The sequence below is a fragment of the Staphylococcus sp. HMSC059F04 genome, assembly GCF_001812565.1.
GTDB classification, from domain to species: domain Bacteria; phylum Bacillota; class Bacilli; order Staphylococcales; family Staphylococcaceae; genus Staphylococcus; species Staphylococcus lugdunensis.
Genome location: NZ_KV809479.1, coordinates 192,924 through 208,878 on the forward strand (window position 1 = coordinate 192,924; position 15,955 = coordinate 208,878).

Annotated in this window: 11 protein-coding genes; 4 read left to right on the forward strand and 7 right to left on the reverse strand. The window is 33.6% G+C overall.

Annotated elements, in window-relative coordinates:
• Window positions 1-79: 79 nt before the first annotated feature.
• Window positions 80-1,624: an L-glutamate gamma-semialdehyde dehydrogenase gene (gene pruA, locus HMPREF2864_RS09875; protein WP_002460496.1), complete on the reverse strand. Its 1,545-nt coding sequence runs from the start codon at window positions 1,622-1,624 to the stop codon at window positions 80-82.
• A 285-nt stretch (window positions 1,625-1,909) separates the two neighbouring features.
• Here pruA and HMPREF2864_RS09880 point away from each other — a divergent pair, with 285 nt between their 5' ends.
• A complete protein-coding gene (locus HMPREF2864_RS09880) occupies window positions 1,910-2,848 on the forward strand; it encodes an NAD-dependent epimerase/dehydratase family protein (protein WP_070545536.1) in 939 nt (312 codons plus the stop codon).
• 46 nt (window positions 2,849-2,894) lie between these two features.
• Here HMPREF2864_RS09880 and HMPREF2864_RS09885 read toward each other — a convergent pair whose 3' ends face one another.
• On the reverse strand, window positions 2,895-5,402 hold the full coding sequence (locus tag HMPREF2864_RS09885) for a glycosyltransferase (protein WP_070545538.1): 2,508 nt from the start codon (window positions 5,400-5,402) through the stop codon (window positions 2,895-2,897).
• Window positions 5,403-5,671: 269 nt separating this feature from the next.
• Window positions 5,672-6,250 carry a sugar O-acetyltransferase gene (locus HMPREF2864_RS09890; protein WP_002478587.1) on the reverse strand — a complete coding sequence of 193 codons (579 nt, stop codon included), beginning with the start codon at window positions 6,248-6,250 and terminating at the stop codon, window positions 5,672-5,674.
• A 219-nt stretch (window positions 6,251-6,469) separates the two neighbouring features.
• On the opposite strand from HMPREF2864_RS09890, the gene HMPREF2864_RS09895 reads away from it, so the two are divergent.
• The 3 genes from HMPREF2864_RS09895 to copZ all read left to right on the forward strand — a co-directional run bounded on the left by HMPREF2864_RS09895 (window position 6,470) and on the right by copZ (window position 9,545).
• Window positions 6,470-6,655 carry a hypothetical protein gene (locus HMPREF2864_RS09895; protein ID WP_070572207.1) on the forward strand — a complete coding sequence of 62 codons (186 nt, stop codon included), beginning with the start codon at window positions 6,470-6,472 and terminating at the stop codon, window positions 6,653-6,655.
• Window positions 6,656-6,876: 221 nt separating this feature from the next.
• A complete protein-coding gene (locus HMPREF2864_RS09900) occupies window positions 6,877-9,264 on the forward strand; it encodes a heavy metal translocating P-type ATPase (RefSeq protein ID WP_070545539.1) in 2,388 nt (795 codons plus the stop codon).
• Window positions 9,265-9,338: 74 nt separating this feature from the next.
• The gene (copZ, locus tag HMPREF2864_RS09905; RefSeq protein WP_002478585.1) at window positions 9,339-9,545 is read left to right on the forward strand and encodes a copper chaperone CopZ; all 207 of its coding nucleotides are present in this window, start codon (window positions 9,339-9,341) and stop codon (window positions 9,543-9,545) included.
• A gap of 365 nt (window positions 9,546-9,910) precedes the next feature.
• Here copZ and HMPREF2864_RS09910 read toward each other — a convergent pair whose 3' ends face one another.
• The 4 genes from HMPREF2864_RS09910 to HMPREF2864_RS09925 all read right to left on the reverse strand — a co-directional run bounded on the left by HMPREF2864_RS09910 (window position 9,911) and on the right by HMPREF2864_RS09925 (window position 15,542).
• Window positions 9,911-10,909 carry a D-lactate dehydrogenase gene (locus tag HMPREF2864_RS09910; protein ID WP_002460507.1) on the reverse strand — a complete coding sequence of 333 codons (999 nt, stop codon included), beginning with the start codon at window positions 10,907-10,909 and terminating at the stop codon, window positions 9,911-9,913.
• A gap of 16 nt (window positions 10,910-10,925) precedes the next feature.
• Window positions 10,926-12,089, reverse strand: coding sequence for an aminotransferase class I/II-fold pyridoxal phosphate-dependent enzyme (locus HMPREF2864_RS09915; protein WP_176744212.1), 1,164 nt, complete (start codon window positions 12,087-12,089; stop codon window positions 10,926-10,928).
• 642 nt (window positions 12,090-12,731) lie between these two features.
• The gene (locus HMPREF2864_RS09920) at window positions 12,732-14,540 is read right to left on the reverse strand and encodes an acyltransferase family protein (protein WP_012990709.1); all 1,809 of its coding nucleotides are present in this window, start codon (window positions 14,538-14,540) and stop codon (window positions 12,732-12,734) included.
• A gap of 300 nt (window positions 14,541-14,840) precedes the next feature.
• Window positions 14,841-15,542 carry a transglycosylase SLT domain-containing protein gene (locus HMPREF2864_RS09925; protein WP_002460510.1) on the reverse strand — a complete coding sequence of 234 codons (702 nt, stop codon included), beginning with the start codon at window positions 15,540-15,542 and terminating at the stop codon, window positions 14,841-14,843.
• Window positions 15,543-15,955 lie beyond the last annotated feature (413 nt).

Genomic DNA, 15,955 nt, shown 5'->3' on the forward strand with positions numbered 1-15,955 from the left:
AAAGAAGCGCTCAGATGAGTTGAATTCAATTCATTTGAGCGCTATTTTTCTGGGATTTATATCCCAGCCTGTTTAAGTTTTAAAACATTTCTGAAACAACTTTTTGTTCTAAGAAATTTAATAAGTAATCTGGACTACCAGTTTTAGCATCCGTACCTGACATTTTGAAACCACCAAATGGATGATAGCCTACTACCGCTGCAGTACAACCTCTGTTGAGATATAAATTACCTACGTCAAATTCATTAACTGCTTTCATCCAATGTTCACGGTTATTCGTAATCACAGCACCTGTTAAACCGTAATCTGTATCATTGGCAATGTCTATCGCTTCATCAAAGGTATCAAACTTTGTAAAGCCAACAACTGGACCAAAGATCTCTTCTTGCATAATTTGATCTGAAGATTTCAACCCTGAAATAATGGTAGGTTTAATGAAGTAACCTGTTGAATCATCTGTGTCGCCACCGATTTCAATTTTTCCTTCTTTACTACCTATTTCGATATAATTTTTAATTTTATCGAATTGCTTTTTATTAATCACAGGACCCATAAATGTGTTATCTACAGTATTACCGACTGTTAACTCTTTTGTTAATTCAATCGCTTTCTCTAATACTTCATCGTAAACAGAACTGTGTACGATGGCACGTGAGCATGCAGAACATTTTTGACCAGAAAAGCCGAATGCTGAAGTGACAATTGCTTCTGCAGCCAAGTCAGTATCAATATTCTCATCTACTACAATGGCGTCTTTACCGCCCATCTCTGCAATCACACGTTTCAAGAATGTTTGGCCTTCATGAACGACTGCACTGCGTTCGTAAATTCGTGTACCTGTTGCACGTGAACCTGTAAATGTGATGAAATGCGTGTGAACAGAGTCTACTAAATCATCACCAATTTCTTTCGGATCACCAGGTACAAAGTTTACGACGCCTTTAGGTAAACCTGCTTCTTCTAAAATTTCGATTAATTTATAAGCCGTTAGGACAGTGTCTTCCGCTGGTTTTAACAGTACTGTGTTACCGGCAATCACTGGCGCTAATGTCGTACCTGCCATAATTGCAAATGGGAAATTCCAAGGTGGGATTGTAACGCCTGTACCGATTGGTTTATAGAAGTATCTATTATGTTCACCTTCACGGTCTAATACTGGTTTACCGTCAGCTAAATCCATCATTGAACGCGCATAATATTCGATAAAATCGATACCTTCAGCAGCATCACCTACCGCTTCGTCCCATGGTTTACCTGCTTCATAGACCATTACTGCTGAGATTTCTTCCTTACGTCGACGAATGATTGCAGCTACACGTAATAATAATTCAGCACGATCTCTATGTGACCACTTGCTCCATGATTTATAAGCTTTATTTGAAGATTCGAATGCTTTTTCTACATCATCTTTAGTTGCTTTGGATACTTTTGCAATTAATTCTGATGTATTAGCAGGATTGATTGAATCAAATGTATCATCTTTAGTGATATGCTTCCCATCAATAACGATTGGAAGTGTTTGACCAAGTTCACGCTTTACCTTTTCTAATGTTTTTTGAAATCTTTCAACATTTTCTTGCACTGAAAAGTCAATTCCAGGTTCATTTTTGAAAGGTACTACCATTCTTAATTACCCCCTAAGTTTATAAAAGCTTTAAATTAAATCGTATTTTGTCTTACATAAAATGATATTTCATATCATTAAGTTCATTTTACTATTACATCCCCCATTTTTGCAATCGCTTACACAATGTTATCTGAAAAGTCTTACCTTTCTTTAAGTAACCTATATTTAATCATTCTAAGCAGCGCGACACAAATGTTATATAGAGGATTAATTTTATAATAGAAATAAAGTATAATATAATTATCATATTTTTAACGACATCATGAGTAAGGACGTGGTACTATGAAAGCACTTATTACGGGTGGAGCTGGATTTATCGGTTCTCACGTAGCAGAAAAATTTTCAAAAGAAGGTATCGAAGTATTTGTAATAGATAATTTAAGTTCAGGATTTCTCGACAATATCCCTTTTATTGATAAAGAACATATTTTTATTAAAGATGTCACTGATTTTAACTTTGTAACTGAATTAATAAAAGTATATCAATTTGATTATGTTATTCATTTAGCAGCTATGGTTAGCGTAGTTGAAACCGTTGAAAAACCAATAGAATCTAACCAAGTGAACATAGATTCTACGATTAATTTATTAGAGGCTTGTCGAAAATGGAATTCCAATTTGAAGAAATTTATCTTTGCTTCATCGGCTGCCGTTTATGGTGATTTACCTGAATTACCAAAATCAGTTTCGCAGTCTTATATTTGTCCATTGTCTCCATATGCTATTCAAAAATTTTCTGGTGAACAATATGTCAAAATTTATAATAGCCTCTATAATGTGCCAACGTCTTGTTTAAGATTTTTTAATATATATGGTCCTAAACAAAATCCAACTTCAGATTATTCTGGTGTATTGTCTATTTTAAATAATAAATTTTCACATAATCAAACTTTTACATTCTATGGTGATGGTGAACAGACACGCGATTTTGTCTATATTGATGATTTAGTGGCAGCGTTATGGATGGTATTAAATCATTCATGTACGAATGGTTTAATCTATAATGTAGGAACTGGCCATCAAACAACTTTAAATGATGTATTTAAAGCTTTTGAGAATAGTTATGGCTACAGCATTCCTGTTCGATATGAACCACCGAGAGTTGGCGATATTAAACATTCATTAGCTGACATAAAGCCGCTTCAGCAACTTGGTTACACACCCCAATATACTATTTCAACAGGTATCGCAGCATATTTAGATTATAATAAACAACATTAAATAGAGAGATCTGAGACATTTATTTTCATCTCAGATCTCTCTTCAACTATTTAAGTAGCTTATAAAATTCATTAATTGCTTGCTTATTATATGAAAGATAATCAAATGTTTCATATACGTCATTTTCGTTTTTGATAAAATGTTCAATCGCCTTAGCTATATCTTTAATATCGTGACTAACAAGTTTACCAAACTTGCCATCATTTAAGACATATCGATTTGCCTCAATATCAGACGCTAAAATGTTCATACCTAATGTTAAAGCTTCTAATAATACCATTGATTGACCTTCATAGTAAGAAGTCAAAGCTAATAAATCAGAATGTTTCATGATATAAAATGGATTGCTACGTTGTCCTAATAAAAATACATTGTCTTCTAATTTTAATTGCTTAATTTGCTTTTGTAATTGATTTCTAAGTGCGCCTTCTCCTATAATATAAAGCTTTACTTTAGGATAGTGTCCCACTAATTCAGATACTGCTTTAATCAATAAATCAAAGCCTTTTTCAGGTAACAATCTACCTACTGTAACTATTTTAAAATCTTCATCACTAAATCGAACAGAGTGAACTTTATTATCTCTCACATTAACTAATACAGATTCACCATGCTTTTCATATTTATCAGAATCATCATTTTTCAGCTGATTAATTTTAGTAATATTAATTGTATTTCTAGCAGTAGCAAATTTCTTATTTAAGTTCTTTTGATTAATCTTCTCTTTATTTAATTGTTTCGTCGCATCGGATACACTGATTAGTTTATCAAAATACTGATATGTCGAAATAGCACCTTTCACATTTAAATAATGCGGTCTTTTACCATTAATTGTGCGCTTCATATCTGCTTTCATATCACTATGTAAAAAGATGAATTTGCGTTTCGCATGACTTGCTAAAATAAGATTAGCCCAAAACATAGAATACCCGCTAAAATCGATAGCGTAGTCAAATTTACTATTACCAAATACTTTACGGAAATCACGTTCATAAACTTTTTTAGGATAAAGCCAATTTTCAAACGTTTTATTCAAACCTCTTTGCCTAATAAAATTGACAATATACATTTCTTTTAATGACGCAAATAAAGGTCCTCTTCTCAAGATAATTCTGACATTTTCATTTACATTATTTAAATTATTTAAAACTTCTGCATTATTAGTACGATTAAGAAATATTGTTACATCAAAACGGCTATAATCAAGATTCTCTAATAAGTTGATGGCCGAAGAAGTAATCCCGTTATTCTTCATGCCACCCGGATAAATGAGGATTTTCTTTTTATTTACAACATTTGTTACTGGATCTATCACTTTTTTACCTTTAAATACATAATCAATGAGCGTTTGGGTAACGCTACCATTATCTAAATTGACATAGGTTTGTTTGAAATGTTGATAATTCTTTAGATATTTATTTGAAAAGTAGCTTTGTTGTTGAATAGCATCGATAACTTCTTCGATGTGGTGACAAACTGGTCCGGGTAAATCATCTATTCCTATATACATGCCTCTTGATGTTTCATATTCTTCATAATCTGGTGTATAAAATATGATGGGTTTATCTGTAACTAAAAAGTCAAAAAAGATACTTGAATAGTCCGTGATCATTAAATCTATCGCTGATAATAGCTCATTTGTATCAAAATAATCTGGTATTAAATACGGGAGTAATGCTTCATTTTCTAATGCTTCTTGATATGCATATGGATGAACTTTAACTAATACTTGATAGTTAATATGCTTTTCCAACTGTTTAATTTCATCTAGAATGTTGTTCAGACTTTCAGTTGGATTGTTAACATCCGATCCTCTCCATGTTGGACAATACAATGCTATTTCTCTGCCATCTAAATTAATATGTGTACTGATTTTACTTAATATGGATGGTTTACTTGTATTAAGTGTTAAATCGATTCGAGGATATCCTATTTCAAGTATTTGTCCTCCATATATCGTTTCAAGTGCAAAAGCCCTCTTGAATATTTCTGTAGTGTGCCGATTGGGACTAATTAAATAATCACTTTGTAAAAAGTTTTTGATAATGTTTTGGGAGCCTCGAAGACTATCTTCAATATCTAAGCCCATACATTTGAGAGGTGTACCATGCCAGGTATTCACGTAGATTTGATCAACTTTTTTAGTATAATAAGCTGGAAAAGTTGAGTTATTAAATAAATATTTGCATTCTGCTAAAGCTTTTAAATAATCATCAGATTCTTTAATAATAAATTCAATATTCTTAAATTTAGAGAATTTTTGTTTATAGAAATTGAGCGTAGCTTCATTGTCTACTACCCATTTATGAGTATACTTTCTATATTTTTTATTGTTTAATAAACTTTTAAAAATAGCATAGGGGCTGTCTGTAATACTTTTTCCATCTCTCACTTGATATAAAATCAAGTTATTCTTTACTTTCAATCTATCGTAATATTTAGCATATGTCATAACTTTACTAGTATATGCCGATTTTTTCTTATTCTTAAGAGGAGTTGATATAAATTTGAACTTCCTTTGAATTTGATTAATTATAAATTTCTTTAATGCCATATTAATTTTTCCTTTCTAAGTTGTACTATTTAATATTATTTCTAGTTGCTTAAAAATTAATTCTATTACTACCACTATAGCTAAAAGGTTCAATTGGCAATAAAACAGAAAGTAATATAAGATCACTTCATTATATCATTTTTTTATTATATCGTGTATATTATGCGTGATAAAGTTACGTAGCTCATTGAAATGTTTCTCAACAAAAAACCTTTAATGACTTTTCTTATTTAAAGCCATTAAAGATTTGTTATTTCTGTTAACAGTATTTATATTTTCGGTGAATCACTATCATCAATGACTCTTACTACCTTGGCAGGAATACCTGCCACTAAACTATTGGGTGGAACATCTTTCGTAACTACAGCTCCAGCTGCTATAACTGAACCGTCTCCAATTGTTACCCCTGGTGTTACTACTACATTACCACCTATCCATATATTATTTCCAATTGTAATTGGAAGTGCTAATTCTAATCCTATATTACGTTCTTGATGCGTCAATGGATGGTGCGCTGTATAAAATCCACACGATGGTCCTATAAAGACATTATTACCTATAGTTATACCTCCACCATCCATAAAGTAACAATTGCTATTCACAAAAATATTTTTCCCCAATTTAACGTTCCAACCATAATCCATATCGAGAGGACTATTAATAACTACATTTTCAGTTTCATAACCTAACAACTCACTTAGAATCTGAATACGTTTTTTTGAATCACTTGGTCGCGTTTGATTGTAGTCATAACATAAATCCTTTGCACGTAATAAATCTTGATGTAATTGTGTATCATAATTAGCATCATACCATTGATGAGCAAGCATTTTTTCTTTTTCTGTCATTACAATCTCCTCCACAACATCATTATTAGTTTCATTTTAATGACTAATATTCACTTTAACAACCGTTATTGTTGTCGGCTATATTCCACCCTTAATATCTCTATTATTTTTTCACTCATTACTACTTTAGAACCAGATAAAATCACTGCTCAAGTCTCATGAAATTGCTATTTATTTTTACTATACTTATACCATGACATAGCAAAGGAGATTACAATTATGAAAGGAATTTTAAAAGGTGTCTTTATTATATTAGTCATATTGGGCCTTGTTCAAACGTTTGAAAACTATGCAATTATAGATGACGTATCTAATTATTATCACGAAAACTTTGCTGAAAAGGTTAATCAATTTCAACATCATTCTAAGCAAACTGAATCGTTGTCCCCTTCTGATTTCTTCTAAACCTATGTTAACTTTTGACACTTCTTTTAACTGAACCTATAAAAGTTGCGAAAATGAACTACACATATGCTATATCGTACTTTATAAGTCCGTTAAAACATTAAAGGATTGAAATTTCTACCACTACGGTTGATTTCAGTCTTTTTTTATATGCAAACAGAATGATTGACCTATATACCTAGTAGGGGTATATTAGTAAGTAATATAAGGGAGGTTTGCATATGTCCCATACCAAATCTACTACATTAACTGTTACAGGTATGACTTGTGCTGCGTGTTCAAATCGCATTGAAAAAAAGCTTAATCGCTTAGATCATGTCACTGCCCAAGTTAATTTAACAACTGAACAAGCACATATTGAATACGATCCAAACCAATATTCGCTGCAAGCTTTCATCACTCAAATTCAACAATTGGGTTACGATGTTGCCACAGATAACTTGGAACTCGATATTACAGGAATGACTTGTGCTGCGTGCTCAAATCGCATTGAAAAGGTTCTAAGTAAACAACCTGGTGTTAATCAAGCCAACGTTAATTTAACGACTGAACAAGCAACAGTTGATTATTATCCAGGACAAACCGACGCAGATACACTTATCCAACGAATTAAACAATTAGGGTATGGTGCCCAGCTAAAGCAAAATGATGAAACACAGCACAAGTGCAAAGCGCAAGCACTCGCACATAAAAGAAATAAACTCATCTTATCAGCTATACTGTCTGTTCCTTTAGTATTAACCATGTTGATTCATCTGTTTCATATGAACTTGCCTCATATTTTAATGAATCCATGGTTCCAATTTCTGCTCGCCACGCCTATCCAATTTATGATTGGTTGGCAATTTTATGTAGGTGCTTATAAAAATTTACGCCATGGCGGTGCCAATATGGATGTACTCGTTGCTCTAGGTACTAGTGCTGCATATTTTTATAGTCTTTACGAAATGATAAAGTGGTTGTCTAAGAATACGTATCAACCACATCTTTACTTCGAAACGAGCGCGGTTCTTATCACGTTAATTCTATTTGGAAAATATTTAGAGGCACGCGCCAAATCACAAACCACATCCGCTTTAAGTGAACTGTTAAATCTGCAAGCTAAGTCTGCACGTCTCGTTCAACAAGATGGCACTGAAACGATGATCCCTCTTGCCAAAGTAAAAGTCGGTCAACATTTCGTTGTTAAACCAGGAGAAAAGATTCCTGTTGATGGCGTCATCACTTCAGGGCAAACCGCAATTGATGAATCCATGCTAACTGGTGAATCATTACCTATAGATAAAACAATTGATGATGAAGTCATCGGTTCAACAATGAATCAGCAAGGTGTTATTACAATGAAAGCAACAAAAGTTGGTGAAGATACTGCCTTAGCTAATATCATTAAAGTTGTAGAAGATGCACAAGGTTCTAAAGCCCCTATTCAACGACTTGCTGACATCATTTCAGGTTATTTTGTACCTACTGTCATTGCCATAGCAATTCTAACATTCAGTATTTGGTTACTATGGATCCATCCTGGCTCCTTTGAAGATGCTTTAGTTGCAGCCATTTCCGTCTTAGTTATTGCATGTCCATGTGCACTCGGATTAGCTACACCAACTTCTATCATGGTAGGTACAGGTAAAGCAGCAGAAAACGGCATTTTATTTAAAGGCGGTGCGTTTGTTGAAACTACCCATAATATTGATACGATTGTCTTTGATAAAACAGGAACTATCACACATGGCAAACCACAAGTTACAGACTATATCGGTGATTCACGCACCTTGCAATTAGCCATGAGTGCTGAGCATAGTTCAGAACATCCACTTGCTACTGCCATCGTGACATATGGTCAAGGGCAAAAACAGACATTAACAACTGTACAATCATTCACTAATCTGCCCGGCCATGGTATTCAAGCTACCGTAGATCATGAGCACGTGCTCATCGGTAATCGTAAATTGTTATCTGACCATAATATAGCTATAGATAAATTTGATGCGCATCGTCGTCAATTAGAGTCTGAAGGTAAAACCGTTATGTTTATCGCAGTGAAAAATCAACTAACTGGCATGATCGCAGTTGCAGACACAGTGAAAGCTACTGCAAAGCAAGCGATTCACCAGCTGCATGATATGAATATTCAAACTGTTATGCTTACCGGTGACAATGAACACACTGCGAAAGCCATTGCTCAACAAGTTGGTATCGATAAAGTCATCGCACATGTTTTACCTGAAGACAAAGCGTCACATGTTGCAGATTTACAACGAGAACAGCATCAAGTTGCAATGGTGGGTGATGGTATCAATGACGCACCAGCACTAGTACAAGCAGATGTTGGCATTGCCATGGGCACAGGTACAGAAGTTGCCATTGAATCAAGTGACATCACTATTTTAGGTGGCGATCTTTCCTTATTACCAAAAGCGATTATCGCCAGCGAAAAAACAATTCATAATATTAAACAAAACCTATTCTGGGCTTTTGGTTATAATATTGCTGGTATTCCAATTGCCGCATGCGGTTTACTTGCGCCATGGGTGGCAGGTGCAGCAATGGCATTGAGTTCAGTTAGTGTTGTTACCAATGCGTTACGTTTAAAACGTATGAAACTATAAAAACTTCTCTTTATATGGTAAAAAATATTATAATACGGGTAAATACTAAATATAAAAAATGTGGAGGTTTAAATATGAAAATAGATACTTTAAATGTAGAAGGTATGAGTTGTGAACATTGTCGTAATGCAGTAGAGTCTGCTCTTGCAAAACTAAATGGTGTTTCATCTGCTGAAGTTGACTTAGATAAAGGTCAAGTAAGAGTAGGTTATAGTGAAGATAAAGTTACAATAGCCCAAATGAAAGATGCTATTGAAGACCAAGGTTACGATGTAAAATAAATCGTTGTGTTAAGAATCTGAGATATAAATCCCAACATAATGCAGTTTGGGACATAATTCCTAGAAAAATAGGGAGCGGGACAGCATTCATTATGAATTCGTAGTCCCGCTCCCTTCTTTATTTACACTTTTTGTTGGTTCACTTGCTAATAGAACCGTTTTAGCCACCCAACTTGCTGTGCTTGTTGAAATGCGCCTCGCATTTCTCACTGTTGGAGACCCATCCCAACTCGCGTTGTCCGTTGGCTTTCTTTTCGAAATTCTCTTTGTTGGGGCCCCTTTCAGCTTGTCCTGTTTGCTCGAGAGTCTCGTTTTAAAATAAGGCATTTTTGTTTTATTTAATAAACGTTTTAATTGTATTACTATTAATTTACGCGTAAATGAGTAGTTCCGGTATTTAAGACATCTAATGTTGCATCTAACGCATCAACAATAAGGTTTTTAACTGCTGCATCAGTGTAAAATGCGATATGAGGCGTTAAAATAATATCTTCACGTTCAATTAGTTCATCCAGTAATGCATCATTGAGTTCTTGACCTTGATGGTTAATTGGGAAGACACCTCGTTCGTATTCATAAGTATCTAGAGCAGCACCTTTAATGTGCTGTGAATCAATATTTGATAATAAGGCTTTTGTATCAACGAGTGACCCACGAGCCGCATTAATAAATACTGCACCTTGTTTAAATTGTTTAAATAAATCGTCATTAAATAAATGATGATTATATTTTGTAGCTGGCACATGGATTGTTACAATATCTGCTTGACCAACAGCTTCTTCCAATGTTTCGGTATATGTAACATACTCAGCAACATGTTCATTTGGAAATGGATCATAAGCTACCACCTTGCTACCGTATCCCTTAGCAAATATTTCTGCCGCACGACCACCAATTCGCCCTGTACCAATAACCGCTACTGTTAAATCATGAATAGAACGTGATAAAATACTTGGTTGCCATCGAAAATCATATTGACGTACATTGTTTTGAATTTGGTTGGCATTTCTAATAAGATTAATCGCTTGTGTCACTGCAAATTCAGCAATTGACGTAGGTGAATATGATGGCACATTAGATACAATTAAATCGTACTTAGTAGCTAATTCTAAATCAAAGCCATCATATCCTGCACTACGTTGTGCAATTTGTTTAATCCCAAATTCATGGAGCTTAGCATATATGTTTTCCGATAAAGGTAGCATTTGTGATAACGATAAACCATCAAAACCTTTTACGGTATCTACATTTTCTTCGGTAAGCTGTGCAGTATCTAAATCTACTTCAACATCATTATTTCGTGCCCAATCTTCAATAAAAGGGATATCTTCTTCACGTACTGTCATGATTTTAATTTTCGTCATTCGAATTCCTCACATTCTAATTATTATTGGTATATAAATGCGTCAACGTGGCTAAACGTTGTGCTGCCTCTTCAAGTAATTGATCATCTAATGCTAAAGATATACGTACATAGTGCTTACCATTTTGACCAAATGGAATACCAGGTGCCACCAAAATAGACAATTCTTGTAATAAAAATTGTTCAAATGTCTCACTTTCATATCCTGGGGGCGTATGCAACCATTCATAAATACCACCTTTTGATGATACAAATGGCAAGTGTGCTTCAAGTAATTGTTGTTCAAAATAATTTCTACGACGCTTAAATGTTTCATTTTGTTGATCTAAAAAATCATCATAGTTATTTAGTGCATAGGTTGCAGCATCTTGTAATGCGCCAAACATCCCTGCATTCGTATGCGTTTGATACTTTTTAAGCGCTTGAATCATCTCTTTATTTCCTACTGCAAAACCAACACGGAAACCAGACATATTATAGCCTTTAGATAGAGAGAATATTTCAATTGCAACATCCTTACCATGTTCAGATGCTAATATACTTTGGTTTTTAGCATCAAAACCAAAGGTACTATATGCAAAGTCATGAACAATTTTCGTCTTAGTATCCTTAAATTGATTTATCGCTGCATCAAATACAGCTTTTGTTGCCGTTGAACCAGTGGGATTATTTGGATAAGTTAAATAGACAAGTGCTGTATTTTCTAAAATATGTGGTTCTACTTTATCCCATTCAGGTAGATAATGTGGTGGCTCTAAATTTAATGGAACGGGGTTTGCATCTGCAAGCATAACGCCCGCCAAGTAATCCGTATAACCAGGGTCAGGGAGCAAAACATGCTCTCCAGGATTTACAACACATGTAGGTAAGGCCACTAAGCCGTTTTTAGTGCCATACAAGATACACACTTCATCTTCTGGATCTAATAACACATCATAATGTCTATGATAAAAATCAACGATAGCTTGTCTAAATGAGGCTTTACCATGAAAAGCACCATATTTTTGATTTTCTGGGATACTTACGGCTTGCGCAAAACAATCCACAATCCCTTTAGGTGTTTCCCCGTCAGGGATACCTACTGCCATATTAATCAATGGTAACGGGCCATGTTCTACTTTACGTCCCATCGTTTTCCCAAAATAGCTATCTGGTATGCTATCAAGTCTTTGAGAAATAATCATAAGTAAACCTCCTTAAAAAACTCTATCTTACTTAATTTAGTCATATATCACATCTTTGTCTAATCTCTACATTTCAATGTTTCACTTAATATATACATTCTATTGCAATTGAGCGAATAATGTCAATATTCTAACAATTTATGGAGTTATGTGCTTTATTAGCAAAACATAACACATTATGGGACATAAATATAACGTAAATTAAAACGGCAAAGCCCTTTCTTTGAGTATAGTTAATACAATATTATTTGAAAGTATTAAAACTGGCATTTCTATTTGTAGCGTATATGAGTGCGTCACGTTATCTTTTTTTCATAAGGCAATTTGTTTAATGACGTTTATTCATTGATGCGAAAGTATCTTAATTTTTTCAAAACATAATGTACAATCATATTTAAATAGGCCATATCTGGGCGAAAATAAAACAATATGACGAGACCCCAACAAAGAGAAATGCGAAAAGCATTTCAACAAACAAAGCAAGCTGTCCTTAAGCAAATGAGCCAATAATACAAAGCATTGTCAATAAAGAAGCCAGCAAATGAATTTGCAAGAAACGCATTTGCTGGCTAAATTTTTAGAATTTATGTTCAGTGGTTATGTGACTTAGTTGATATTTATCTCTACCGAAATAAATTATTATTTATTTTTCTCTTTTTCTGTTTGTTCAATGGTTTTTATAATTTCATTTGATAAGGCTTTACATCCACTATACTCTAAATGAATGCCGTCATAAGCAAAGTACTCTTGATGTCCTGCTGAAGCGCTATACCAGTCAACTAAATGTACATTCTTTTTATTTTTAGTTATATCTTTCATTAACTTATTATTATTTTGTTGATAATCTCTTGGCACACGTGTATTAACTAAATAAATATCAGCCTGACCAAATGCATCAACCAATTCTTTAAGTTGATCTTTAGTAAACTCACCATTCGTACCTAATTCCAATACCACAATTTGTCCTTTTTTATTATATTGTTGGTATTTTCCTTTAGCTAAAGGCGCAGCTTCAATTAACTGACGTCCAACTTTACCATCTATATTAGCGTTTGGTACTTTATCGGCGAATACTTCTCCGATGTCAACCATCACTGAATCTCCTAATAACAATGGTGAAGATTTTTTAATATTAAACTTAGTCTGTCCTTTATTTTGATCCGGCTGTGGTTTCGGCTGCTTTTTATGATTAGTATTAAAAGAAGTCTTTTTCGAATGTTGTTTTGCTTCGTGTTCTTTACCTAAACTATCAAATACACCAGTAAACGCTATTAACGTTGGAATTAAAAATACTAAAATGAGTACTGTTCTGATGATACGTTTGACATGTTTTGGGTTGAATGTAAATGCTTTGAACCCCTTTTTTCTGATTGGATTTTCTATAAATTGATATGAAAATTCAGCCATGACAAACATTAATATAACTTCAATGATGTAGACATATGCAGGAATTTGACCTTGTACATAATAACTATTCATTAAAACAATAATTGGAAAATGCCATAAGTATAAACTATATGATCGCTTTCCAATATAAGTAAATAATTTAAAGCTGAGCAGTTTCGCTAATATAGATGATGGGTGCACTGCACTGGCAATAATAAATAATGTCATGGCAGAAATTAAATAGAACCCGCCTTGATAAATCCATTTATCTTGGTCACTAATAATGAAGAAAAAGCTGACTAATAAAATAAAGGCAATAATTCCAGATAAATTTATACCTAAGTAGGACATTTTATATTTTGTCTTTTTAAGTCCAAATGGGTTCCACACAAACGCAAGAATACAGCCTAGCAATAGCGTTTGTAACCGTGTATCTGTACCAAAGTACACGCGAGAACTATCCCCTGTCACACCAAAAATAATTGCCATCGTTACCAAAGATAATAGAGAGACAATCCATAATATAAGTGTGATTTTTTGCGGTTTAAAACGTTTAAACAAGAAGAAAACCACAATTGGATAAAAGACATAAAATTGTTCTTCTATAGCTAATGACCACAAATGTTTCAATGGAGCTATCGCAAATTGATTAAAGTAATCAACATTTTGTGATATATACCACCAATTGGAAACATACAAAAATGCTGCTATAGCATCTTTTTTGATTTCAATGATTAAATCCGGTTTAAAGAGCAATATAAAGACAAGTACGGCAGACACCATAAAATACACTGCTGGAATAAGCCTTTTTATTCGTCTAATCCAAAATGCCCTTAAATCAATTGTACCTGTTCGATAATATTCAATGATTAATAAGCTTGTAATTAAATAGCCTGAAATAACAAAGAATGTGTCAACACCTAAGAATCCACCACTAAGCCATTGGGGATTAAGATGATAGATAATGATACCTAACACTGCAATGGCTCTAAGGCCGTCTAGTCCAGGCATATATCTTAACTTGTAGTTCCGATCAATACGTCTTAAATCTTTTTTCAACAATAGCCACTCCCACAACTTAAATGTTCACAATTTTCACAATACACCATGTTAATTTTTTTGGATATTGTTTGTAGATATTATATTCCCAGTAGAAAAATACTATTAACATTCATATTTATATTTGATTATGTAGTGCATCTACTAATATGAACGAATACTGTACCATTATAGCAAAGTTTTATTAAATTGATGACATTTTTATTGTGACAATGTTGTAAGAATATTTAAGTACGTAAAAAAACACCCCAAAGCATAGGCTTTGAAGTGTTTTTTTAAGTTTATATTGTAGTAATGTTTATCTTACATTCCCCAAGCAGATAAACCTTGAGCTTTGTATGCTCTAACTGCAGCATTGATTTGATCGTTTACTGTAGCAGTTGAACCCCAACCTGGCATAGTTTGGAATAAACCTGAAGCACCAGAAGCGTTACGTGCATTTGCTTGACCATTAGATTCACGTGCAATGATTGCAGACCATGTTGATGCTGGAACGCCAGTACGTTGAGCCATAATTGCTGCTGCTGAAGAACCAGTAGCACCTGCAGTGTTTCCGTTAGATAATCTTACTGAACTGCTGTAGCTTGAAGTAGCTGGAGCTGAGTAAGAAGTTGTTGATGTTTGGTAGCTTGATCTTGGTGCAGAAACTGCTTGTACATTTGTGTTGCTAGCTTGTGCATTTGAACTAACTGCTTGTGTAGAACCTTCAGTGTAACCTTGAGTTGAAGGTTGGCTGTCTGCTTCACCTGTGTAGATATATTTCCAAGTAAAGTTTTGACCATTTGAAGTGAATGTATATCTAAAACCATCTTTCACGAAAGAAAAATCATATGCGCCAGCTTTTACTGGGTGTGCATTTAATTCTGATGGATTATGTTGTGCTAAGTTAGCTAATTGATCATAGTTAGTAGTTTCAGCTGCGTGAGCTTCATGACCTGAAGTTAATGCATAACCTGTTACTCCTAAAGTTACTGCTAATGATGATGCTAATACTGTCTTTTTCATAATAATAAATTCCTCCAAAAAATTGTTGTATATTTTCGTTTACTGTTCTCTAATGTTCTAAAAAACGTATTGAGTTGTTACCTCAAATTCATGTTTAACTTTTGACACTAGAAACTATAACATAAAATTTGGCGATTTATATTACACCTATCTTACAAAAAATTACAATAATAGACATCATTTGTAATGTTGAAACATAATTGTCTTTCAATGTAACACACAATTTCGTATCTATAAGTAAAAAATTTCATCTTAAACCCTTGATTTACAATAGAATATTAAAAAATTTACACATGGATGACACCACCTGAATTATTACAAATTGCAGCTCTGTTACAAATATGTAATACATTACACATATTTATCTATTTATAAAAATAGGGAGCGGGACAGAATTCATTATGAATTCTTAG